We start from the raw sequence: 21966 nt of genomic DNA, 5'->3' as shown, positions 1-21966 counted from the left end.
GAGATTAAATGGCCACTTCGCCATTAGGAATGCATAAAACTGTAGTAGCGCAGTGCATCTTATCCACAATTTACTAACACAATTTTACACACTGTTAAAACGCGAAAAGGCCGGCACTATAAAAGCACCAGCCATCGCTTTGCTGTCAAGACAGCGCGTAATCAAGCAATTACTTGATTTCGACTTCTGCACCAGCTTCTTTAAGTTCTTTAGCCAAAGCTTCTGCTTCTTCTTTAGAAACACCTTCTTTAAGAACGAAAGGAACGCCTTCAACAGCATCTTTAGCTTCTTTCAGACCTAGGCCAGTTGCACCACGTACTGCTTTGATCGCAGCAACTTTGTTAGCACCAGCAGAAGTCAGAACAACGTTGAACTCAGTTTGTTCTTCAGCAGCTTCAGCAGCGGCAGCAGGACCTGCAGCAACCATTGCAGCAGCAGAAACACCGAACTTCTCTTCCATAGCAGAAACAAGTTCAACAACTTCCATTACCGACATATTGGCAACGGCTTCTAAAATATCTTCTTTAGTAACAGACATTTGATATCTCCTAAAATTTAAATTGGGTTGTGCTTAAGCGGTAGCTTAAGCAGCTGCAGCTTCTTTTTGCTCTTTAACAGCGTTAAGAGCACGAGCCAATTTCGCAACAGGCTCTTTCATTACAAATAGAAGCTTAGCAACAGCTTCATCGTATGTAGGCAATGCAGCCACAGCATCCAGGCGAGAAGCGTCTAGTACGCCTTCACCGATAGATAGTGACTTAACAACTAGTGCTTTGTTGTCTTTCGCAAAATCTTTGAAAACGCGCGCAGCATTACCTAGCTCTTCGCCAGAAAATGCAAACACAAGCGGACCAACAAAGGTGTTAGCCATGTCTTCAAATTTTGTGCCAGCAACTGCACGACGCGCCAGCGTGTTTTTAACAACACGAACTTGAACGTTAGCAGCGCGTGCTTTAGCACGAAGTTGGGTCATTTGCTCTACAGTCAAACCACGATATTCAGCTGCAACCATTGAACCCGCACCCGCTACAAGAGCAGAGACTTCTTCAACGACAAGCTTTTTATCTTCGATATTGAGTGCCATATAACCTCCAAACAGCCCGATGCAAGCACCAGACCCTTCCATCTACGTAGGCTTAAACCTATTAAGAGCGCAACTTATACACTCACCTACGGTCTGCGATGGGCACACTTTAAAGAAAATCGTTTTCTTTTAAGGAGACCCAAATCGCATTATTGTTCAGCAAATGCTGAACAAAAATTACAGCGTAGACTGATCAACTACCAGGCCTGGACCCATTGTAGAAGAAATCGTCACTTTCTTGATGTATGTACCTTTTGCAGTAGCTGGCTTAGCTTTACGCAGGTCTTCCATCAGTGCATTCAAGTTTTCTTTCAACTTGTCAGCATCAAATGCAACCGTACCGATTGAAGCGTGAATGATACCCGCTTTATCCGCACGGAAACGAACCTGACCGGCTTTGGCGTTTTTGATCGCACCAACTACATCAGGTGTAACAGTACCTGTTTTAGGGTTAGGCATCAGACCACGTGGACCCAAAACCTGACCTAGCATACCCACAACGCGCATCGCATCAGGAGAAGCGATAACTACGTCGAAGTCCATCATGCCACCTTTGATTTGCGCAGCAAGATCATCCATACCAACAAAGTCAGCACCTGCAGCTTTAGCAGCAGCCTGGTTTGCTTCACCAGTGAACACGGCTACACGAACATCTTTACCGGTACCATTAGGCATTACCGTTGCACCACGCACAACCTGATCAGATTTACGAGGATCGATACCCAAACGAACAGAAACATCAACAGATTCAACGAACTTAGATGTCGCCAATTCTTTTACCAGGTTAAAACCTTCAATGATGTCGTAAGAAGCATTACGGTTAACGCGCTCTGCAAAAACTTTTTGTTTTTTAGTCAATTTTGCCATCGTATTAACCCTCGATTACCAGACCCATGCTGCGAGCAGTACCAGAAATAATCTTAACTGCCGCTTCCAAATCATTCGCGTTCAAATCAGCCATCTTAGTGTTGGCAATTTCTTCAACCTGAGCACGAGTCACTTTACCTACTTTATTCAAGTTAGGTACAGCACTACCACTCTTGATACCTGCTGCTTTTTTCAGCAATACTGAAGCAGGAGGAGTTTTTGTGATGAACGTGAAGCTCTTATCTGAATAAACCGTGATAACAACAGGAATTGGCAGACCTTTCTCAAGGCTCTGTGTTTGCGCGTTAAACGCTTTACAGAATTCCATGATGTTAACACCTTGTTGACCCAATGCAGGACCAACCGGTGGGCTTGGGTTAGCTGAACCAGCAGCAACTTGCAATTTAACGTAGGCTTGAATCTTCTTAGCCATTTTTTACTCCTTATGGGTCAACGCCGCGAGGCTCCCCAGTGGTGAACAACGGTACTAATTAGCTCTTTTCTACCTGATTGAACTCAAGTTCAACCGGTGTAGAACGACCAAAAATCAATACCGATACTTGTAACTTGTTTTTATCGTAATCGACACCCTCGACAACAGCTTCAAAGTCCTTGAAAGGACCATCGACTACGCGAACCATTTCGCCTGGCTCATAAATAACTTTTGGACGAGGCTTGTCTACACCCGCTTCCACGCGCTGCAGAATGCGATCCACTTCTTTTTGGGAGATTGGAGCAGGACGATCACTCGTACCACCAATGAAACCCATTACCTGCGGTACACTTTTGACCAGGTGCCAAGTCTCTTCACTCAACTCCATCTGAACCAAAACGTAACCCGGAAAGAATTTACGCTCACTGGTGCGCTTCTTGCCGTCACGAATCTCAACAACCTCTTCCGACGGAACCAGCACCTCACCAAAATGATCTGCCAATCCAGCGCGCTCGGCATACTCCAGCAACGCCTTTTGGACCTTCTTTTCATAGCCAGAATAGGCATGAACCACATACCATCTCTTTGCCATCTTAACCACCTTGTCCCGTTAACAACTTGACTGCCCACAAAAAGAACATGTCAATCAGCCAGAAAAAAATCCCCATAATGATGACCATGACAAAAACAATCAATGTCATCTGAACAGTTTCCTGACGAGTTGGCCAAACAACCTGGCGCACTTCTCTTTTTGCATGGCTTAGGTAGCTAAACCAGCCACGGCCAATTTTCGTCTGATACACAATAAATGCTGAAACGGCCACACCGGCAATCACACCCAACACACGCACAACTGCATGCGCCTGGTCGTATACGTAATACCCAACCAGCGAGCCTACCAATACAGCAATAGCTAGCAACAATTTAGCTGTATCAAGCGAATTTGAAGCGTTTAGATCTTGCGTTTGCTTACTCATAACCTACTAGCTAAATTAAAAAAACGACCCGCATTCAACAATTCAAATGCGAGTCGCTATGAATATGGCAGGGGTAGAGGGATTCGAACCCCCAACACCCGGATTTGGAATCCGGTGCTCTACCAATTGGAGCTATACCCCTGGACTAAGTCGCAAAAAAAGGGGATTATACACCCCCTTTTTTTACTTTGCAATGTTGTTACTCGATGATTTTCGCAACAACACCCGCACCAACAGTACGCCCACCTTCGCGGATCGCGAAACGTAGACCTTCTGACATGGCGATTGGGTTGATCAACTCTACAGTCATCTGTACGTTGTCACCTGGCATTACCATCTCGATACCTTCTGGCAACTGGCAAGCACCCGTTACGTCAGTAGTACGGAAGTAGAACTGTGGACGGTAACCGTTGAAGAATGGCGTGTGACGACCACCTTCATCTTTTGACAATACGTATACTTCAGCTTCGAATTTAGTGTGAGGCTTAACAGTACCTTTGTGAGCCAATACTTGACCACGTTCAACGTCTTCACGCTTAGTACCACGTAGCAGAACACCTACGTTGTCGCCCGCTTCACCTTGATCCAACAGCTTACGGAACATTTCTACACCAGTAACTGTTGTTTCTTGTGTATCACGGATACCGATGATCTGTACAGTTTCACCAACTTTGATTACACCTGTTTCGATACGACCCGTTACAACCGTACCACGACCTTGGATCGAGAATACGTCTTCTACTGGCATCAGGAATGGCTTGTCAGTTTCACGCATTGGTGTTGGGATGTAAGTGTCCAACGCTTCGATCAAACGACCGATAGCTGGTTCACCGATTTCAGACTGGTCGCCTTCGATCGCCTTCAGTGCAGAACCTTTGATAACTGGCGTGTCGTCACCTGGGAAGTCGTAGTCAGATAGAAGTTCGCGAACTTCCATTTCTACCAGTTCCATCAACTCTTCGTCGTCAACCATGTCGGCTTTGTTCAGGAATACTACGATGTATGGTACACCTACCTGACGTGATAGCAGGATGTGCTCACGCGTCTGAGGCATTGGGCCATCAGCAGCTGAACATACTAGGATCGCGCCGTCCATCTGTGCCGCACCCGTGATCATGTTTTTAACATAGTCAGCGTGGCCTGGGCAGTCTACGTGTGCGTAGTGACGTGTTTCTGATTCGTACTCTACGTGTGCTGTAGAGATAGTGATACCACGCTCACGCTCTTCTGGGGCGTTGTCGATCTGGTCGTAAGCTTTAACTTCACCACCAAATTTCTTACCTTGTACAATTGTCAATGCCGCAGTCAGAGTTGTTTTACCATGGTCAACGTGACCGATAGTTCCAACGTTTACGTGCGGTTTCGTTCTTTCAAACTTAGCTTTTGCCATGATGCAAACTCCGTTAAAGCAGCGCCTGACTCACACGCAGACCCATGCCCGATCATTAAAAATGGAGCTTCCAACCAGAATCGAACTGGTGACCTCATCCTTACCATGGATGCGCTCTACCTACTGAGCTATGGAAGCAATTTACAGTAAAAAAAGGCCCTCTCATTAACCTTTCGGTCAACAAAGAGAGCCTTTCTTTTTATTGGAGCGGGTAGGGGGAATCGAACCCCCCTCATCGGCTTGGAAGGCCGAGGTAATAGCCAATATACGATACCCGCAGAATATGGTGGAGGGTGGTGGATTCGAACCACCGAAGGCTGAGCCAGCAGATTTACAGTCTGCCCCCTTTGGCCGCTCGGGAAACCCTCCGAATTGTGAGTGCGTATTTTAAAGATAATTTACTCACTGTCAACACTATTTTTCTGCAAAACCGCATTATTTTTCACTTTTACGGTCTTGCAACGGCGCGATTCCATGCCAGCTGCATCAATTTGTTTTACAATTCAACTTCATGCACAACCCTATAACTCGCCACACCCATGCACACCGAGCTTGATTTATCCTCCTTCACGACCGTCTATCAGGATGCCGACATGGTCGCCATCCACAAACCTGCCGGCCTGCTGGTCCACCGTTCGCCGATCGACCGCCATGAAACCCAATTTGCCGTGCAAATGACGCGCGACCGCATCGGTCAGGATGTTTATCCGATACACCGACTCGACAAAGCCACTTCCGGACTCCTGCTGTTTGCTCTATCCCCGGAAATCGCGCGCAATCTGGGCGCACAATTCAGCGAACACACCATTCATAAGACCTATGTCGCTTTGTGCCGAGGTTGGGCAGCTGCATCGGGCACGATTGATCACGCGCTTCTTTACAAGAAAGACCGCATCGCGGATAAGCACAAACAAGAGCCTACTGAACCACAAAGCGCCGTTACACACTTTGAAACACTCGCTACCACCACCTTAGACCAACCCATCGGCCGTTACGCGCAGCAGCGCTACAGCCTACTCAAGCTCAGCCCTGAAACCGGTCGTAAACATCAGCTGCGGCGTCACCTCAACCATATCAGCCATCCCATTATTGGCGATGTAAAATACGGCGACCGCCATCACAACCACCTGTTTCATGAATGGCTGGGACAACACCGCCTCTATTTGGCGGCGACCTCCCTGTGCTTTATCCACCCCGCCACTCAACAGCCCATCACCATTGATGCGCCGCTTGAAAACAGCTTTTGCAGGGCACTGGACGCACTCAACATACTCGATGCCGTGCCTCAGACATAGCGACCGGCATAATTTGCTATGCTATTACGGCTCTTACGTTAACCCATAGGCACTTGCGTTTCATGACACACCACACCGCTTCAGACTGGCCCGCTCTGCTGGATTTCGATCAACAACACCTCTGGCATCCCTATGCCAAAATGCCGGCAGCCGTTCCGGCGATCGGCGTAACCTCAACGCTTGGCAGCCGCATCCGCCTTGCCGATGGGCGCGAGGTGATTGACGGCATGTCCTCCTGGTGGGCGGCGATACACGGCTACAATCACCCTTCCATCCTTCAAGCTATGCACAAACAGCTCGACACCATGCCGCACATCATGTTTGGCGGCCTGACCCATGAGCCGGCGATTGAACTTGCCAAACGCCTGGTCCAACTCAGCCCGGACGGGCTCGAGAAGGTCTTTCTAGCGGATTCCGGCTCGGTTTCGATGGAAGTGGCCATTAAAATCGCGCTGCAATACTGGATCAGTTTAAACCGACCTGAAAAACACCGTTTGCTCACCGTGCGCAACGGTTATCACGGCGACACCTTTGCCACCATGGCCGTCTCCGATCCGGAAAACGGCATGCATTCGCTGTTTAGCCACACTCTCAAACAACACCTGTTTGCACCCGCGCCACACATGGGCTTCGACTTTAATGGTGACGATAGCGACATTGCCGCCATGGAAAACCTGCTAAAGCAGCATCACCCTGAAATTGCAGCCATCACCATTGAACCCATAGTTCAAGGCGCCGGCGGCATGCGATTCTATCGACCTGACTATTTAAAACAGTTGCGCATGCTGTGCGACCGTTATGAAGTTCTATTGATTGTCGATGAAATCGCCACCGGTTTCGGGCGTACCGGACAACTGTTCGCCTGCAACTGGGCAGGCATTTCTCCCGACATTATGTGTGTGGGTAAAGCACTCACCGGCGGCACCATGACCTTGGCGGCGACACTTTGCACCGCCAATATCAGTGACGTTATCAGCGCCGGCAGCCCCGGCCTGCTCATGCACGGCCCCACCTTCATGGGCAACCCGCTGGCCTGTGCCGCCGCCAATGCCAGCATCGACCTGTTGCTTTCAAGCCCCTGGCAGTCGCAAGTCCAAGCCATTGAAGGCCATTTGAAAACAACGCTCTCCCCTCTGCGCCAACTATCCGGCGTAGCCGACGTCAGAGTGTTAGGCGCGATTGGCGTAGTGGAACTGGTGCGCGGCGACTTAGGTCCGGCCATCCAAGCGGCCGCCTTGAACGAAAACGTCTGGCTCAGACCTTTCGGCAAACTGGTTTACACCATGCCGGCCTTCAACATTCCGCAGCATGAGCTTGAACAGCTCACCCAGGGCATGACAAACGCCATCACAACCGTACTCAACCCCTCTCAACCATAAAAATACCGGCAATAAAAAACCCGCTTTCGCGGGTTTTAAAAACTGAACAGGCCGGGTAACTAGGCAACTTAGGCTTCGATAATCTCAAAGTCGTGAGTCATCTGCACCGTCGCTTCGAGCATCTTCGAGACCGAACAGTATTTTTCAGCTGACAGATTCACCGCACGCTCCACTTTTTTAGGGTTCAGATCAGTACCAAACACCTTGAAATGCACATGAATCCTGGTGAACACCTTCGGTACCGAGTCGGCGCGTTCCGCCGTAATCTCAACCTGACAATCCTTCACCTGATCTGGCTGACTTTTATTCAGCATCATCACCACGTCAATGCTGGTACAACCGCCCAAGCCGAGCAGCACCATTTCCATAGGGCGAGCACCTTTGTTCTCACCACCTACTTCAGGTGCGGCATCCATCATAATCGAATGCCCGCTGTCAGTCTTGCCTTCAAAAGCCAGACCACCCTGCCATTTGACGATTGTTTTCACATTAACTCCTAATCAGTTTCACAGCTTGCCGGATTAAAGCGCTTGGGTTTCAGGGTCGAAAATATCTTCGACTACCACCACCTTCGGCTTTGGATAGTAGTTGAACTCGGTCGCAGACGCCAGAGTATAAGCCCCCATCTGCTTGCCGATCAAAATATCACCCACTTCCATTTCCGGCAGCTCGATATCTTCCGCCACCACGTCGATACTGTCACAAGTCGGGCCAGCCAACACGCTTGGATAGAACTCACCCATTGGATCAACCGGCTTCAAAGGCGCAATCGGATATTTCGCGTGGTCAAACATCTGACCGCTGAATCCGCCGTAAACGCCATCATCCAAGTAATACCAAGTACGCGCGCCGCGCTTCGCTTTACCAACGATTGAAACCACTTCGATCATCGACGGAGCAGAGATAAAACGGCCTGGCTCGGCAAAAACCTCAATACCTTCTGGCAATTCAGCCAAAGCTTCCATAACTGGCACGCAGAACTCAGCGATTGGCGTCACTTCTTCCTGATAAGAAACCGGGAAGCTTCCACCTATGTCCAGGAACTTCCACTTGACGTTGTTCATGACCTTCATCGCCGCAATGCTTGAGCGGATCGCATTGACCTGCGTCATCGGGGAAATCGACTGTGAACCCACATGGAAAGACAAACCCACCACATCAATACCGTTGGATTGCGCCATATCGACCAGAACCGGCAACTCTTCCAGCGTACAACCAAACTTACGAGAAAGATCAACCACGGCCTGCTTACTACGGAAGCTAACACGGATAATCAACTCTACTTGACCCGCATATTTGTAGAATTTCTTCATCTCTTCGATGTTATCGACTACAAAACGCTTGTTGCCGAATTCCAACGCCCGCTTGATCTCTTTGTCTTTTTTGATGGGATGCGTATGGATGCACTGGTCGCCGGTAATACCCAGAGATTCAACCAACTCAACTTCACCAATGGTTGCCAAGTCAAAATTACAACCCAGTGATTTCAAACGTTTGATCAACTCAGGATGAGAAAGCGATTTCAGTGCATAGAACAGCTTCACACCCGGTAAAGCAGCTTGCAGCGACTTGTACTGATAATCCACCTCTTCCAAGTCCAACACCATAAATGGCGTTTCGTGCTTGGCAACAAGCTCTTCAAGGCTGGCGCGGTCAAATTGCTCAAGAACGTCCGGATGGGACTCTTCAGCAAACTGTTCAACGATCGATTGTTTATCCATTTTTCAAGGCATCCAAAATATATTGCGGCAGAGCAAAGCTCCCATTGTGCAATGCAGGTGTATAAAAACGCGTCTTCAAGCCTGCTTGCTTGAAACGCGCCTCCAAAGTCGCCACATCCACCTGTTTTAGCGCCAAATTATCAGTTGCCCAGGCAAAAGTCATCATCCCACCAACATAGGTAGGCACCGCACCTGAATAAAACGAGGCTTCCTTAAATAAGGGCGATAAACGATTAAACGTGGTTTTTACTTCGTCAGTTTGCAAGAAACTGACGCCGTTTTGTGCAACAAAAACCCCATCGTGATTCAAACAGTTCTTAATTCCCTGATAGAAACGCGACGTGAACAACACTTCGCCCGGCCCCATCGGATCGGTCGAATCAGAAATAATAACGTCAAATTTGTCAGTACAATTATTGACGAACTCTACGCCATCATCAATAACAATATTCGCCTTAGGATGATCATACGCACCCGCGGAATGATTTGGCAAATATTGCACACATAAATCAATCACCTGCTGATCGATTTCAACCTGCGTGACCGACTCCACATTGGGGTGCTTCAACACCTCACGCAGAATACCACCGTCACCGCCGCCGATAATCAGCACTTTTTTAGCGTGTCCATGCGCCAGCATCGGCACATGCACCATCATTTCGTGATAAACAAACTCATCCTTCTCGGTGGTTTGCACCACGCCGTCCAATGCCATCACCGTGCCCCAGGTTGCATTCTTGAAAATCACAAGATGCTGGTGCTCGGTGTTGATTTCAAACAGCACCTCATCCATCACAAACTGCTGTCCCCAACTCGGGTAGAGCGTTTCCAAAAAGGATGAGTGCGCAGCTGACTTAGACATTGTCGGTTACCTCACCGCGCAGAATGGTTTCGACATTCACATCGGAAGGGGTGAAAGCTTCTTTCAACACTTCAATAGCCTTTTCAGGTTCTGAATCACCGCACATAAAGACATCGAAAGCCGCGTAATTACGCTCCGGCCAAGAGTGGACACTGATATGAGATTCCGCCAATACGGCCACGCCGGAAATTCCGCCATTCGGCGTAAAGTGGTGCAAATGAATGTGCAATAGCGTGGCTTTAGCTTTTGCCACGCCTTCACGCAGCGCCTTTTCCATCAGCTGTAAATCATCCAGCTTGGAGGCTCCCCAAAAATCGGCGATCAAATGCGTCCCGGCAAAGGTTTTACCATCACGGCAGATGAAGTGATCCAATGTTTGATCGTTAACTGCTTGGTCGTGTGTTGGCCAGGTTGAATCGATCAACGTGGTTTTTTCAATGACTTCAAAGTGCTCGTTTCCTGTAACCAGGATATTTTCTGAATTAGGCATTTGTGAGAGTACCTTACTAAAACACCCGCCGCTAAAAATGTAAGAATGGTCATGCGGATGAATGATTAACAAAAATTCGACAAGACAAGGCTAGCTTGCCGAACCCCAGCCACGCCAATCAGCGTGAGGTTTTAACCATTTTTCTTTTGGAAAAAAGGAGAAGCGTATTATTCTCCTTTTCACCAGATTTGCAAGTCTTTTTGTCGTAAATTCAAAATAATTTCATTTACGACAATTACATGACAAATCAACAGGTTACTGAAAAAGCTCAGTCAGCTTTTCGCCCGGCTCCGCTGCACGCATAAAGGCCTCGCCCACCAAAAAGCTGTTGACCTTATGCTCGCGCATAACCGCCACGTCGGCTGGTGTCAGAATACCGCTTTCGGTGACCACAATACGATCATCCGGAATCATCTCCAACATGCGCAGCGTCGTTTCCAATGACACCTCAAACGTATGCAGGTCGCGATTATTGATACCGATCATCGGCAGCGGCAACTTCAGGGCGCGCTCCAACTCTGCCTCGTTATGCACTTCAATCAGCACGTCCATACCGAGTTGCAGCGCGGTTTGCGTCAGTTCATACATCTGCGCATCGCCAATCGCCGCGGCAATCAGCAAAATACAGTCCGCCCCAATGGCGCGCGCTTCGTACACCTGATAGTCGTCCACAATGAAGTCCTTGCGGATAATCGGCAAATTCACCGCTTCTTTCACCGCCATCAGGTATTCGTTTGATCCCTGGAAAAAATCGCGGTCGGTCAACACCGACAAACAGGCGGCGCCATGCGCTTCATAACTTTTGGCAATCGCCACCGGATCAAACGGATCACGTAAAATGCCTTTGCTGGGCGAGGCCTTTTTGATCTCGGCGATCACCGCCGACTGACCCGCATCCAACTTAGCCTGCAACGCATCGGCAAAACCGCGGGTTGGCGTGGTGCTCATCATCAGGGCTTTCTGCTTCATCTCTCGCAACGGAATGCGCTCACAGCCCTCTTGAATCTCTTCAAGCTTGCGGAAAATAATCTTCTTTAAAATATCAGGCGTTTTGCTCATGCCGAACAATCCTTTTACTACCCGGCCTGTTGAGTTTTTTCAGGCCGATATTTTTAAATTAATTTTGTTGTGTAAACGACTGGGTTTTACGGATATAGACATTCAGCTTTTGCTGTGCCAGCCCTTCCGCAATCACTTTACGCGCCAACTCCACGCCGGCGTGATACGAACCGGCCAGCCCGCAGACATAAATCGCGGCACCGGCATTCAAACAGACGATATCGTGCGCCGCACCCGGATTACCGGCAAACACCGCACGGATAATATTGAGACTCTCCTGTGCCGAATCGACCGCCAGATCGCGCAGACTCACGTGATCCATATCGCAATCGTAAGGGTCGATCTGCCATTCGCTGATCACGCCATCTTTCAATTCGGCCACAACCGTTTTGCTGGCAATGGAGATTTCGTCGAGGCCGTCTTCGGCCGCCACGACCATCACATGTTTCGACCCTAAACGCTGCAACACCTCGGCAAACACGCGGGTCAAGGCGGGATTGAACACCCCGATGACCTGATAGGGCGCGCCGGCCGGATTGGTCAAAGGCCCCAGCATATTAAACAGGGTGCGCACCCCCATCTGTTTGCGCGCATTGATGACGTGCTTCATCGCGCTGTGATGCATGGGCGCAAACATAAAACCGACCCCCAAGGTATCGATGCACTCACCGACCTGCTCGGCAGTCAGATTCAAATTCGCACCGGCCGCTTCCAACACATCGGCACTGCCGGACTTGCTGGAAAACGAACGGTTACCGTGCTTGGCCACCGTGCCGCCGGCCGCCGCCACCACAAAGGCACTGGCAGTAGAGATATTAAAGGTATTGGCGCCATCGCCGCCGGTGCCGCAAGTATCGACCAAATGGGCGGTGCATTTGATGGGTACGGCTGTCGCCAATTCGCGCATCACTTTAACGGCCGCCGTCATTTCGGTGACACTTTCGCTTTTCATGCGCAAGGCGGCAAGAATCGCACCGATTTGCGCATCAGTCGCGGCACCACTCATCAACTGATGCATCACCGATTCCATCTCTTCAGCCTGTAAGTCCTGGCGATTCAGCAGTTTTTCCAACGCAAACTTTAATTCCATATCTTTTCCTCTGTAGCTTTAGGCAACATACAGCGCAATGGCTTATTTACGTTCCAAAAAATTCTGCAGCATTTTGTGACCCTGCTCGGTCAGAATCGATTCCGGGTGGAACTGCACCCCTTCGATCGGCAGAGTTTTGTGGCGCACGCCCATGATTTCGTCAAAATTACCGTTTTCGTCCTGCGTCCACGCCGTGACTTCCAGGCACTCCGGCAAGCTGGCCTGTTCAATCACCAGCGAGTGGTAACGGGTGGTTTGCACCGGATTAGGCAGATCGCTGAACACACCGATATTGTGATGGAAAACCGGCGAGGTCTTGCCGTGCATCACCTGCTTGGCGCGGATGATATTCCCGCCAAATGCCTGGCCGATGGCCTGATGCCCCAGACACACGCCCAAAATAGGAATCTTGCCGGCGAAATACTTGATCGCCTCTACCGAAATCCCGGCTTCGTTCGGCGTGCAAGGCCCCGGAGAGATCACCAGATAGTCGGGATTCAACGTCGCAATCGTTTCCAGGTCGATCTGGTCATTGCGATACACCTCGACCTGCTGCCCCAATTCACCGAAATACTGCACCAGGTTAAAGGTGAAGGAGTCGTAGTTATCAATCATTAATAACATAAAAAAGTCCTCGTTCGGTTGCCCGGATTATTTGTGCCCGGCGTCGGGGTTTTTGGTTTGCATGCCTTCGGTGACGAAACGTGCGGCACGGAAAATGGCGCGGCCTTTGTTCATGGTTTCGTCCCATTCGGATTGTGGCACCGAGTCGGCGACAATGCCGGCACCGGCCTGCACAAACAATTTCTTGTCCTTGATGACCGCGGTACGGATGGCAATGGCGGTATCCATATTGCCATGCCAGCCGAGATAACCGACCGCACCCGAATAGATGCCGCGCTTCACCGGTTCCAGCTCGTCGATAATTTCCATCGCGCGGATTTTAGGCGCACCCGATACGGTTCCGGCCGGGAAGGTGGCGCGCAACACATCCATCGCCGTCATCCCCGGCTTCACCTGCCCGTTGACGTTGGAGACGATATGCATCACATGCGAATAGCGCTCCACCACCATTTTCTCGGTCAACTGCACCGAACCGGTCTGCGCGATACGACCCACGTCATTGCGTCCCAGGTCGATCAACATCAAATGCTCGGCGACCTCTTTCGGGTCATTCAGCAGATCCTGCTCCAGCGCCAAATCTTTTTCCGGCGTCACGCCGCGGCGACGCGTGCCGGCAATCGGCCGCACCGTCACCTGATTATCTTCCAGACGCACCAGAATCTCCGGCGATGAACCGACGATCTGCAAATCGCCCATGTCCACAAAATACATATAAGGCGACGGATTCAGATAACGCAAGGCGCGATACAGATCCATCGGGTTTTCGGCAAAATCGACCGACATCTGCTGCGAGATCACCACCTGCATCGCATCGCCGGCAAGGATGTACTCTTTAATCTTGCCGACGGCAGCCTTGAAGTTTTCCTCGCCGAAACTGGAGACGAAATTCTCTTCGTCGAGAATCCGCTCGCTCGGCTGATCCACCGGCATCGGCAAGGGTTCGCTCAATTGCGCCTGCAACTTATCCAAACGCGCCTGCGCCTTGGCATAAGCGCCCTGCTGCGTCAGGTCGGCATGCACAATCACATGTACCTGACCGCTCAAGTTATCGAACACCACCAACTCTTCCGACACCAGTAACTCAATGTCCGGTGCGCCAATATCGTCGCGGCGAGGCCCGGTGTGACGCAAACGCGGCTCCACAAAACGGATCGTATCGTAACCGAAATAGCCCACCAAACCACCGCTAAAAGCAGGCAGGCCGGGTTGTTTCAATACCTTGAACTGCTTTTGGAAAGCCTCGATCCACGCCAAGGGGTCTTCCACCGTGACTTCCTGCACCTTCTGGGTGCCGTTCCATTCACTAATGGTGGTGCCGCAAATATGCAAACGGCGCTGGCAAGGCAAGCCGATAATCGAATAACGGCCCCACTTATCGCCGCCCTGCACCGATTCAAACAGATAAGAATACGGCGCCTTCGCCAATTTGTGATAAACGCTCAACGGCGTATCGAAATCAGACAGCACCGTGCGCATCAGCGGTGCACGGTTATAGCCTTGTTTTGCCAGGTTTTGAAAGTGGGCGTCACTCATGGGGACTTTCTGCCTTTGCTTATTCGCTTATCTTTTGCTTGTCTTGTCGCTTAGTTTGTTCACGGTTTAACTGCCGAAACAGCCATGCCCGCCGGATACCGCTGACAGCGCAACTCCACGGGCGAAAAATTTCCAGTAACAAGGCTTTGAGAAACTTCAAGCTATCCATTAACCCACAACCCTGTTACCGCAAACTTTTCGGATCTGGAAACTGACCAGGCCGGGTCAGTCTCCAAACAACATCTACCGGTTTAATTATGCCTTGGCTTCCAAATAATTTGGCAGCTCGGCAAACGAATCCATGACCACATCCGGCTCATAGTTGCGGATGTCTTCGCCGTGGTTGTAACCGTAGGTCATACAGAAAATATGGAATCCGGCGGCGCGCGCGGCTTTCACATCCGACTTGGAGTCGCCGATCATCAAGGCGTTTTCAGGCGCCACACCCAACTGCTCCGCCGCATACAGCAACGGCATCGGGTGAGGTTTCTTCTCGGCACAGGTGTCACCGCTGACAATCACTTCGAAGTAATCGTACAGGCCTTTGTCTTTCAGCAAAGGTACGGTAAACGCTTCCGCCTTGTTGGTCACACAGGCCACACGGTAACCATTGGCTTTCATCCACTCGATGCCTTCGACCACACCGTCGTATACGCGGCTGCGTTGCGAGGTGTTGTGTTTGTACAATTCCAAAAAGATCGGATAGGCTTTGTCCATCAGTGCCTGGTCAGGCATACCGTCCACGGCATTAATCAAAGCACGTTCGGTCAAGCGCTGCACGCCATTACCGACCCAGTCGCGCACCGCCGCTTCACCGCGAACCGGCATATCCAGCTGCTTCATCATCTCGTCAACGCAGTATGCCAGATCCGGCACGCTGTCAATCAAGGTTCCGTCCAAATCAATCAAAACAAAACCGGGCTTAAACTTTTCCATAGTCACTCTTTCCTTTGAATTCGCCCGCCCAAAATAACAAAAACGCCGAGGTCAGTTTACGGCCTCAGCGTTTGCATTGTGGGTGAAGCGGATCTAATTAAACTTTAGCCAACTCTTCACGCATCTGCTTGATGATTGTGTCATAGCGATGCGGATCGTTTGCATTGGCTTTACCAAAGATACCAGACCCCGAAACAAAGGTATCACAACCGGCAGCAGCGACTTCGGCAATGTTTTCAGCCTTAACGCCGCCGTCAATTTCCAAACGGATGTCGCGACCTGACGCATCGATAAGCTGGCGCGCTGCCTGCAGCTTTTTCAACGCTTGCGGAATGAACGACTGTCCGCCAAAACCTGGGTTGACCGACATAATCAGAATCATGTCAATTTTATCCATAACGTGCTCCAGGTAATGCAAAGGCGTATGCGGATTGAAAACCAGACCTGCTTTCGCACCCATTTCCTTGATTAGACCCAAAGAACGGTCGATGTGCTCAGACGCTTCAGGATGGAACGTCACATAATCCGCGCCGGCATTGATAAAGTCTGGAATCACACGATCCACCGGCTTCACCATCAGATGCACGTCGATCGGCGCCTTAACGCCTTCTCTGACCATAAAGTTTTTCAAGGATTCACATACCAATGGCCCGATTGTCAGGTTAGGAACGTAATGGTTATCCATTACATCAAAGTGAACCACGTCCGCACCCGCTGCAATCACGTCTTTCACATCTTTGCCCAATTGCGCGAAGTCTGCCGACAGAATCGAAGGAGCAATCCAGTTTTCTTGCTTAGCCATAAAGTGTTTTCCTTGTTAAATTTTTGCAAAATTAATTCGTGCATTTTAACAGTATCCATTAAAATGGGCAAAAAAAAGGATCAGGGCAACAAGGGCACTTTATATTGCCTCCATCACCTGCAATAAGCTGTAATTAATGGATACCCGTCATGTCAGAAAACACACATGAAGATCTAGCGATCAGCACCAAAACCGAGTCTAAAACGCTGGCTGAAACCCTGCTAAGCCGTCTGATCCATATGGCCGAATTTGTTGGCCTTGGCGTCATTGCGCTTGCTACGATTTACGCCGGTGCAAGCGAAGTCAGCTCCATGATTCAGGCCCAAAAGGTTTCTCTGGGCGACCTGCTCCTGCTATTTCTATACCTGGAAGTATTAGCCATGGTGGCCATTTACCTGGATTCGGGCAAATTACCGATACGCCTGCCGCTGTATATCGCCATCGTCGCCCTTGCCCGTTATCTGATACTGGATCTCAAAGCGCTCAACGAATGGCAGATGATCGCCATTGCCGTAACGATCACCCTCATCAGTATCGCCGTACTGATTCTGCGCTACGGAAGTTTGCGCTTTCCGTACCTTGACGGCCGCAGCGGACATAAGCGCTAAACCTGTTTTATAAAATTTTAGGAACTTGTGCATGCAACCACTTTATGAATCCAATTTAACCAGCCTGCCGCTTATCAGCAAAGGCAAAGTGCGTGACATTTACGATATTGACGACCAGCACCTGCTGATTGTCACCACCGACCGTATTTCCGCTTTTGATGTGGTACTACCAACCCCCATTCCTGGCAAGGGACGCATCCTGACGGATACCGCGCAATTTTGGATGAAAAAAACCCGCGACATCATCCCCAATCAACTGGTCACGGATATCAATCTATCCGACTACCTGACATCGGATGAACTAAAACAACTCGACGGGCGCGGCATGATCGTCCGCAAATTAAAGCCGCTACCGGTTGAAGCGATAGTGCGCGGCTACCTGGTAGGTTCCGGCTGGAAAGAGTACAAAAAATCGCAGAGTGTGTGCGGTATCCCGCTGCCTGCCGGCCTGGAAAAAGCGGAAAAACTGCCGCAACCGCTGTTTACCCCTTCCACCAAAGCGGCTGTGGGCGAACATGACGAGAACATCAGCTTTGAACAACTTTGTGAAATTATGGGCAAAGACAAGGCGGAAAAAGTGCGTGACTACAGCCTGCAGCTGTACACCTTTGCAGCCGATTTCGCACTGGAACGCGGCATTATCATCGCCGACACCAAATTCGAGTTCGGCGAGGACGAAAATGGCGTGATCCACTTGATTGACGAAGCCCTGACGCCTGACAGCTCGCGCTTCTGGCCAGCCGCCAAATATAAAGTCGGCAAAAACCCTGAAAGCTTCGACAAACAATATATCCGCGACTATCTGGAATCGCTCGACTGGAATAAGGAAGCCCCCGGTCCTGAACTGCCACAAGAGGTGGTTTTAAAGACCCTTGAAAAATATCAAGAGGCGCAAGCCCGTCTGACCGAGAACCTGTAATCCATGTCAGCAAGCTTCAAGCAAAAACCCACCGCTGATGGGTTTTTTATTACCGGCACCGACACCGATGTCGGCAAAACCTATGCGGCCGCCTGCATCGCCCTTACTCTAAGACAACACGGCATTCCCGTGAGCCCGAGAAAGCCGGTGGCTTCAGGCTGCATTCGACAAGACGATCAACGCCTGTTATGCGGCGACGCCCGCATTCTGCAACATGCCTGCGGCAGCAAGGAATCATTAGAAACGATTTGCCGCTATCAATTCTCTCCCCCTATTTCACCGCAACGCGCTATCCAACAAGCCGGCCTGTTCATTTCTACAGCCGACCTTGTGACCGCCTGCACACCGGCACCCGACCATTTTGCTCTGGTAGAGGGTGCGGGAGGCTTTTACTCGCCCTTAAGCAGCGATGGCCTCAATGCGGATCTCGCAGTTCAATTAAACTACCCCGTCATCCTTGTTGTGGGCAATAAACTAGGCTGCTTAAACCACGCCCTATTGACGCTGGAGGCGATCTATCGTCGCAGTCTTACAGCACACAGCGTGATCTTAAACGATGTTTCTGCCGATGCCGACAATGACAATTATTACGATTTGAAACGGCTTATAGCCCCCTACGAGTTGCCTTGCTATCATCTCCGTTACACAACGAATTCGTTACCCGTAGCGTTATCTGACTTTGTCGTCTGACAACTGTTTCAGCCACCTTATTAGGCGTCTTCTTCGCGTCGCATCTCTTGCAGCATACTGCGCACGCGCAACGTCATCAGCACCACCAATACACCGGCTAAAAACAGCAAGGCAGCCACCGGCCATAAAACCACCACCATCTCCCAACCCTGAGCAACAACCGTGCTCTGATCTTCAACCGTCACACTCAGGCTTAACGTCGCCAGCTGCGCATCCGCATAATAAAGTAGCAGCAACATCAGACCAATAATGACAATACACATATTTTCTCCAAATTGAAAAAGCAAACCCCTTAAAGCAAAAAACCCGGGACAAAGCCCGGGTTCTTCGTTGCCAGCAAAAGCGAATTAGTTAACTTTCTGATCCAAAGAACCAGCAGCATAACGCGCTTGCATCTCTTCAAGACCAACTGCTTTGATCTTAGATGCGTGACCAGCACAACCGAAAGCTTCGAAACGTGCTTTACAGATTTCCATCATAGCGTCTTCAGCCGCTTTGTAGAACTTACGTGGGTCGAAGTTAGACGTGTTTTCAGCCAAGTGCTTACGGATTGCACCAGTAGATGCCATACGCAGGTCAGTATCGATGTTAACTTTACGCACACCGTACTTGATGCCCTCAACGATCGCTTCAACAGGCACACCGTAAGTTTGACCCATATCACCACCGTAGTTGTTGATGATTTCCAACCACTCTTCTGGAACAGAAGAAGAACCGTGCATTACTAGGTGAGTAGTAGGAATGCGCTCGTGGATTTTACGGATCTGGTCGATTTTCAATACATCGTCAGATGGCTTAGAAGTGAATTTGTAAGCGCCGTGAGAAGTACCTACCGCAACCGCCAAGCAGTCAACGTTAGTGTCTTTTACGAACTGCGCCGCTTCTTCTGGATCAGTCAACAATGAAGAGTGGTCAAGCACGTCATCAGAACCGTGACCGTCTTCTTCACCCATCTTACCAGTTTCCAATGAACCCAGACATCCTAGTTCACCTTCAACAGACACACCGCCAGCGTGAGCGATTTTAACCACTTCAGCAGTGATGCCAGCGTTGTATTCATAAGAAGCTGGAGTCTTCATGTCAGCCATCAAAGAACCGTCCATCATTACTGATGTGAAACCAGACTGGATAGCACGCAAACATACACCAACGTCAGAACCGTGGTCCTGATGCATAACAACTGGAACGTTCGGGAACATTTCAACCGCAGCAGCGATCATATGACGCAACATTGGCTCACCAGCGTATTTACGCGCACCTGCAGAACCTTGCAGGATAACTGGAGAGTCACAAGCAGCCGCAGCACGCATGATTGCGCGAACTTGTTCCATGTTGTTTACGTTAAACGCAGGCATACCGAAGTTGTGTTCTGCTGCGTAGTCCATCAATTCACGAAGTGTAATCATCGCCATGTGCGAGACTCCTATAGTTGGTTTTTCAAAAATTAATCTTGTTATTCTAACAAGCTTTTAAAAGCTGTCAAAACAATAATTTTCCCCTAACCCGTCAGTTATTAAGGGACTTTAACAATTTCCATACGGTTGGTGCCGCCCATCAAACCGCGTGATTCACCACGCGTTAGAATGATCAGATCACCCTCTTTGGCGATACCAAACGCTTTAATTTTTTGCAGGATTGCATCCTGGATTTCTTCATCATTCAAACCGGTATAATCAACCGATGAAGGATAAACGCCACGGAACAACGTGACCTTACGGCGGGTTTCCAAATGTGGCGTCAAAGCAATAATCGGAATACCTGAGCTGATACGCGACATCAATAGCGTCGTGTTACCCGACTCGGTCAACGCAGCGATACACTTCACGCCGAAATGGTTGGCCGAGTACATTGCCGCCATGGCAATGGTTTCATCCACCGCAGTGAAAGACTCGTCAATACGGTGCGTTGATTCACGCGTTGAGCGTTGTTTCTCTGCTTCAGCACAGATACGCCCCATGGTTTCAATAACCAGGCTTGGCGATTTACCGGTTGCCGTTTCACCCGACAACATAACCGCATCCGTACCGTCCATTACCGCGTTCGCCACGTCGAATACTTCGGCGCGTGTAGGAATGGCGTTTTCGATCATGGTTTCCATCATCTGCGTAGCGGTAATCGTCACACGGTTCAATTGGCGCGCACGCTTGATCATTTTCTTCTGCAATGCAGGCAACTGAGCATCACCGACTTCAACACCCAAGTCACCACGCGCAATCATGATGACATCAGAGGCCAGGATAATGCTATCCAGCGTTTCATCATCCGCCACCGCTTCGGCGCGTTCCACCTTGGAAACGATAGAGCAGTTCAGGCCGGCCTGACGTGCCAAAGTACGGCAATATTCAACATCTTCAGCCGAACGCGGGAAAGACAATGCCAAGTAGTCGGCATTCATGGCCGCAGCCGTGATAATGTCTTCTTTATCCTTATCCGTCAAAGCCGCTGCGGACAGACCGCCACCTTGCAGGTTGATACCTTTGTTGTTCGACAAAGTACCGCCAACGATAACCGTGGTATTAACGCGCTCGCCCTCAACATTATCCACCTGGAATACCAAGCGGCCGTCGTCCAACAACAGCATATCGCCCGGCTTAACATCGTACGGCAGGTTTTTGTAGGTCAGACCGACTTCATGCTGATTACCGTCGTTTTTGCCGACATTGTTGTCCAGCGCAAACTTGTCGCCTTTTTCCAAAAAGATTTTGTTTTCGGCAAAACGGGCAATACGAATTTTAGGCCCTTGCAAGTCAACCAATACACCGACTTCGTGATCGAACTTTTCTGCCAACTCACGTACGCGTTGCGCACGGGCAATATGCTCTTCAGGCGCGCCATGTGACATGTTGATACGTACCACGTCCACACCGGCTTGAATCATACGCTCCAACTCACCTTCACGGTCAGTTGCAGGCCCTAAAGTGGCAACAATTTTTGTTCTTCTTAAACCAGATGCCATAATCTTTTTTAAATCCTTATCTTTTGACGATCTTATTTACACATGAAAGATGTCTCGCAAAATAAACTGCCGGCTCATGACCGATCCCAAGCAAGCCAAGTATTTGGCTGCTGTTGCAAAGTTTACTTCCCGAGGCACCCTTAATGATTACTTCGCTGTGAACTCAACATGAATCCACGGTTAACCAGTATAAACAAGCATCGTGACAGTTAAATTAAACAGGCCTGGTTATAAACCCTTACAACCAGGCC

25 protein-coding genes and 4 tRNA genes are annotated in these 21966 nt (G+C 49.8%); 5 read left to right on the top strand and 24 right to left on the bottom strand.

All coding sequences use genetic code 11. The features are described from left to right. Positions 1 to 169 precede the first annotated feature (169 nt). The 11 genes from rplL to HZ297_RS05480 all read right to left on the bottom strand — a co-directional run bounded on the left by rplL (position 170) and on the right by HZ297_RS05480 (position 5120). Entirely contained in the window at positions 170 to 538 is a 369-nt protein-coding gene (gene rplL, locus HZ297_RS05530; RefSeq protein ID WP_178861998.1) for a 50S ribosomal protein L7/L12, read from the bottom strand. A gap of 45 nt (positions 539 to 583) precedes the next feature. After that, positions 584 to 1084 (bottom strand): 50S ribosomal protein L10, encoded by a 501-nt coding sequence (gene rplJ, locus HZ297_RS05525; protein WP_178861997.1) that lies wholly within the window; start codon positions 1082 to 1084, stop codon positions 584 to 586. Positions 1085 to 1261: 177 nt separating this feature from the next. Continuing rightward, complete coding sequence (gene rplA / locus HZ297_RS05520) at positions 1262 to 1951, bottom strand: 50S ribosomal protein L1 (RefSeq protein WP_178861996.1); 690 nt, start codon at positions 1949 to 1951, stop codon at positions 1262 to 1264. Positions 1952 to 1955: 4 nt separating this feature from the next. Next, a complete protein-coding gene (rplK, locus tag HZ297_RS05515) occupies positions 1956 to 2384 on the bottom strand; it encodes a 50S ribosomal protein L11 (protein ID WP_178861995.1) in 429 nt (142 codons plus the stop codon). 58 nt (positions 2385 to 2442) lie between these two features. After that, positions 2443 to 2976 (bottom strand): transcription termination/antitermination protein NusG, encoded by a 534-nt coding sequence (gene nusG, locus HZ297_RS05510; protein WP_178861994.1) that lies wholly within the window; start codon positions 2974 to 2976, stop codon positions 2443 to 2445. Position 2977: 1 nt separating this feature from the next. Continuing rightward, complete coding sequence (gene secE / locus HZ297_RS05505) at positions 2978 to 3361, bottom strand: preprotein translocase subunit SecE (RefSeq protein ID WP_178861993.1); 384 nt, start codon at positions 3359 to 3361, stop codon at positions 2978 to 2980. Positions 3362 to 3426: 65 nt separating this feature from the next. Beyond that, a tRNA-Trp gene (locus tag HZ297_RS05500) sits at positions 3427 to 3503 on the bottom strand. Between the two features lie 57 nt (positions 3504 to 3560). Beyond that, entirely contained in the window at positions 3561 to 4751 is a 1191-nt protein-coding gene (tuf, locus tag HZ297_RS05495; protein WP_178861992.1) for an elongation factor Tu, read from the bottom strand. A gap of 62 nt (positions 4752 to 4813) precedes the next feature. Next, positions 4814 to 4889 (bottom strand) — tRNA-Thr (locus tag HZ297_RS05490). Between the two features lie 65 nt (positions 4890 to 4954). Further along, positions 4955 to 5029 (bottom strand) — tRNA-Gly (locus HZ297_RS05485). Positions 5030 to 5035: 6 nt separating this feature from the next. Next, a tRNA-Tyr gene (locus tag HZ297_RS05480) sits at positions 5036 to 5120 on the bottom strand. A gap of 170 nt (positions 5121 to 5290) precedes the next feature. On the opposite strand from HZ297_RS05480, the gene HZ297_RS05475 reads away from it, so the two are divergent. Both HZ297_RS05475 and HZ297_RS05470 read left to right on the top strand, forming a co-directional pair. After that, a complete protein-coding gene (locus HZ297_RS05475; RefSeq protein ID WP_178861991.1) occupies positions 5291 to 6046 on the top strand; it encodes a pseudouridine synthase in 756 nt (251 codons plus the stop codon). Positions 6047 to 6108: 62 nt separating this feature from the next. Then, positions 6109 to 7425: an adenosylmethionine--8-amino-7-oxononanoate transaminase gene (locus tag HZ297_RS05470; protein ID WP_178861990.1), complete on the top strand. Its 1317-nt coding sequence runs from the start codon at positions 6109 to 6111 to the stop codon at positions 7423 to 7425. Positions 7426 to 7493: 68 nt separating this feature from the next. Here HZ297_RS05470 and HZ297_RS05465 read toward each other — a convergent pair whose 3' ends face one another. From HZ297_RS05465 to rpe, 10 genes are all read right to left on the bottom strand, one after another. After that, entirely contained in the window at positions 7494 to 7913 is a 420-nt protein-coding gene (locus HZ297_RS05465; RefSeq protein ID WP_178861989.1) for an OsmC family protein, read from the bottom strand. Between the two features lie 33 nt (positions 7914 to 7946). After that, on the bottom strand, positions 7947 to 9146 hold the full coding sequence (locus tag HZ297_RS05460; RefSeq protein WP_178861988.1) for a type III PLP-dependent enzyme: 1200 nt from the start codon (positions 9144 to 9146) through the stop codon (positions 7947 to 7949). Beyond that, complete coding sequence (gene speE, locus HZ297_RS05455; protein WP_178861987.1) at positions 9139 to 10008, bottom strand: polyamine aminopropyltransferase; 870 nt, start codon at positions 10006 to 10008, stop codon at positions 9139 to 9141. The genes HZ297_RS05460 and speE overlap by 8 nt, the downstream gene beginning before the upstream one ends. After that, the gene (gene speD, locus HZ297_RS05450; protein WP_178861986.1) at positions 10001 to 10498 is read right to left on the bottom strand and encodes an adenosylmethionine decarboxylase; all 498 of its coding nucleotides are present in this window, start codon (positions 10496 to 10498) and stop codon (positions 10001 to 10003) included. Before speD ends, speE begins: the two co-directional genes overlap by 8 nt. A gap of 255 nt (positions 10499 to 10753) precedes the next feature. Next, positions 10754 to 11557 carry an indole-3-glycerol phosphate synthase TrpC gene (gene trpC, locus HZ297_RS05445; protein WP_178861985.1) on the bottom strand — a complete coding sequence of 268 codons (804 nt, stop codon included), beginning with the start codon at positions 11555 to 11557 and terminating at the stop codon, positions 10754 to 10756. A gap of 58 nt (positions 11558 to 11615) precedes the next feature. After that, positions 11616 to 12647 carry an anthranilate phosphoribosyltransferase gene (trpD, locus tag HZ297_RS05440; RefSeq protein WP_178861984.1) on the bottom strand — a complete coding sequence of 344 codons (1032 nt, stop codon included), beginning with the start codon at positions 12645 to 12647 and terminating at the stop codon, positions 11616 to 11618. 42 nt (positions 12648 to 12689) lie between these two features. After that, entirely contained in the window at positions 12690 to 13271 is a 582-nt protein-coding gene (locus HZ297_RS05435) for an anthranilate synthase component II (RefSeq protein ID WP_178861983.1), read from the bottom strand. Between the two features lie 27 nt (positions 13272 to 13298). After that, entirely contained in the window at positions 13299 to 14804 is a 1506-nt protein-coding gene (trpE, locus tag HZ297_RS05430) for an anthranilate synthase component I (protein WP_178861982.1), read from the bottom strand. A gap of 255 nt (positions 14805 to 15059) precedes the next feature. Beyond that, positions 15060 to 15740 carry a phosphoglycolate phosphatase gene (locus HZ297_RS05425; RefSeq protein ID WP_178861981.1) on the bottom strand — a complete coding sequence of 227 codons (681 nt, stop codon included), beginning with the start codon at positions 15738 to 15740 and terminating at the stop codon, positions 15060 to 15062. A 97-nt stretch (positions 15741 to 15837) separates the two neighbouring features. After that, positions 15838 to 16542, bottom strand: a complete 705-nt coding sequence (gene rpe / locus HZ297_RS05420; RefSeq protein WP_178861980.1) for a ribulose-phosphate 3-epimerase — start codon at positions 16540 to 16542, stop codon at positions 15838 to 15840. 149 nt (positions 16543 to 16691) lie between these two features. Here rpe and HZ297_RS05415 point away from each other — a divergent pair, with 149 nt between their 5' ends. From HZ297_RS05415 to bioD, 3 genes are read left to right on the top strand one after another with little or no spacing between them, the layout of a single operon-like run. Next, entirely contained in the window at positions 16692 to 17150 is a 459-nt protein-coding gene (locus HZ297_RS05415) for a phosphate-starvation-inducible protein PsiE (RefSeq protein ID WP_178861979.1), read from the top strand. A gap of 31 nt (positions 17151 to 17181) precedes the next feature. Then, complete coding sequence (locus tag HZ297_RS05410) at positions 17182 to 18069, top strand: phosphoribosylaminoimidazolesuccinocarboxamide synthase (protein ID WP_178861978.1); 888 nt, start codon at positions 17182 to 17184, stop codon at positions 18067 to 18069. Positions 18070 to 18072: 3 nt separating this feature from the next. Next, positions 18073 to 18759, top strand: a complete 687-nt coding sequence (bioD, locus tag HZ297_RS05405; RefSeq protein ID WP_178861977.1) for a dethiobiotin synthase — start codon at positions 18073 to 18075, stop codon at positions 18757 to 18759. A gap of 20 nt (positions 18760 to 18779) precedes the next feature. Here bioD and HZ297_RS05400 read toward each other — a convergent pair whose 3' ends face one another. The 3 genes from HZ297_RS05400 to pyk all read right to left on the bottom strand — a co-directional run bounded on the left by HZ297_RS05400 (position 18780) and on the right by pyk (position 21715). Continuing rightward, complete coding sequence (locus HZ297_RS05400) at positions 18780 to 19022, bottom strand: hypothetical protein (protein WP_178861976.1); 243 nt, start codon at positions 19020 to 19022, stop codon at positions 18780 to 18782. Between the two features lie 84 nt (positions 19023 to 19106). Further along, entirely contained in the window at positions 19107 to 20171 is a 1065-nt protein-coding gene (fba, locus tag HZ297_RS05395; protein ID WP_178861975.1) for a class II fructose-bisphosphate aldolase, read from the bottom strand. 101 nt (positions 20172 to 20272) lie between these two features. Further along, positions 20273 to 21715 carry a pyruvate kinase gene (pyk, locus tag HZ297_RS05390; protein ID WP_178861974.1) on the bottom strand — a complete coding sequence of 481 codons (1443 nt, stop codon included), beginning with the start codon at positions 21713 to 21715 and terminating at the stop codon, positions 20273 to 20275. Between the last annotated feature and the right edge of the window lie 251 nt (positions 21716 to 21966).

The organism is Thiomicrorhabdus cannonii (assembly GCF_013391695.1).
Lineage (GTDB): Bacteria > Pseudomonadota > Gammaproteobacteria > Thiomicrospirales > Thiomicrospiraceae > Thiomicrorhabdus > Thiomicrorhabdus cannonii.
Note: the sequence above shows the minus strand (reverse complement) of the source record. Positions and strands in the feature narration are given on the sequence as shown.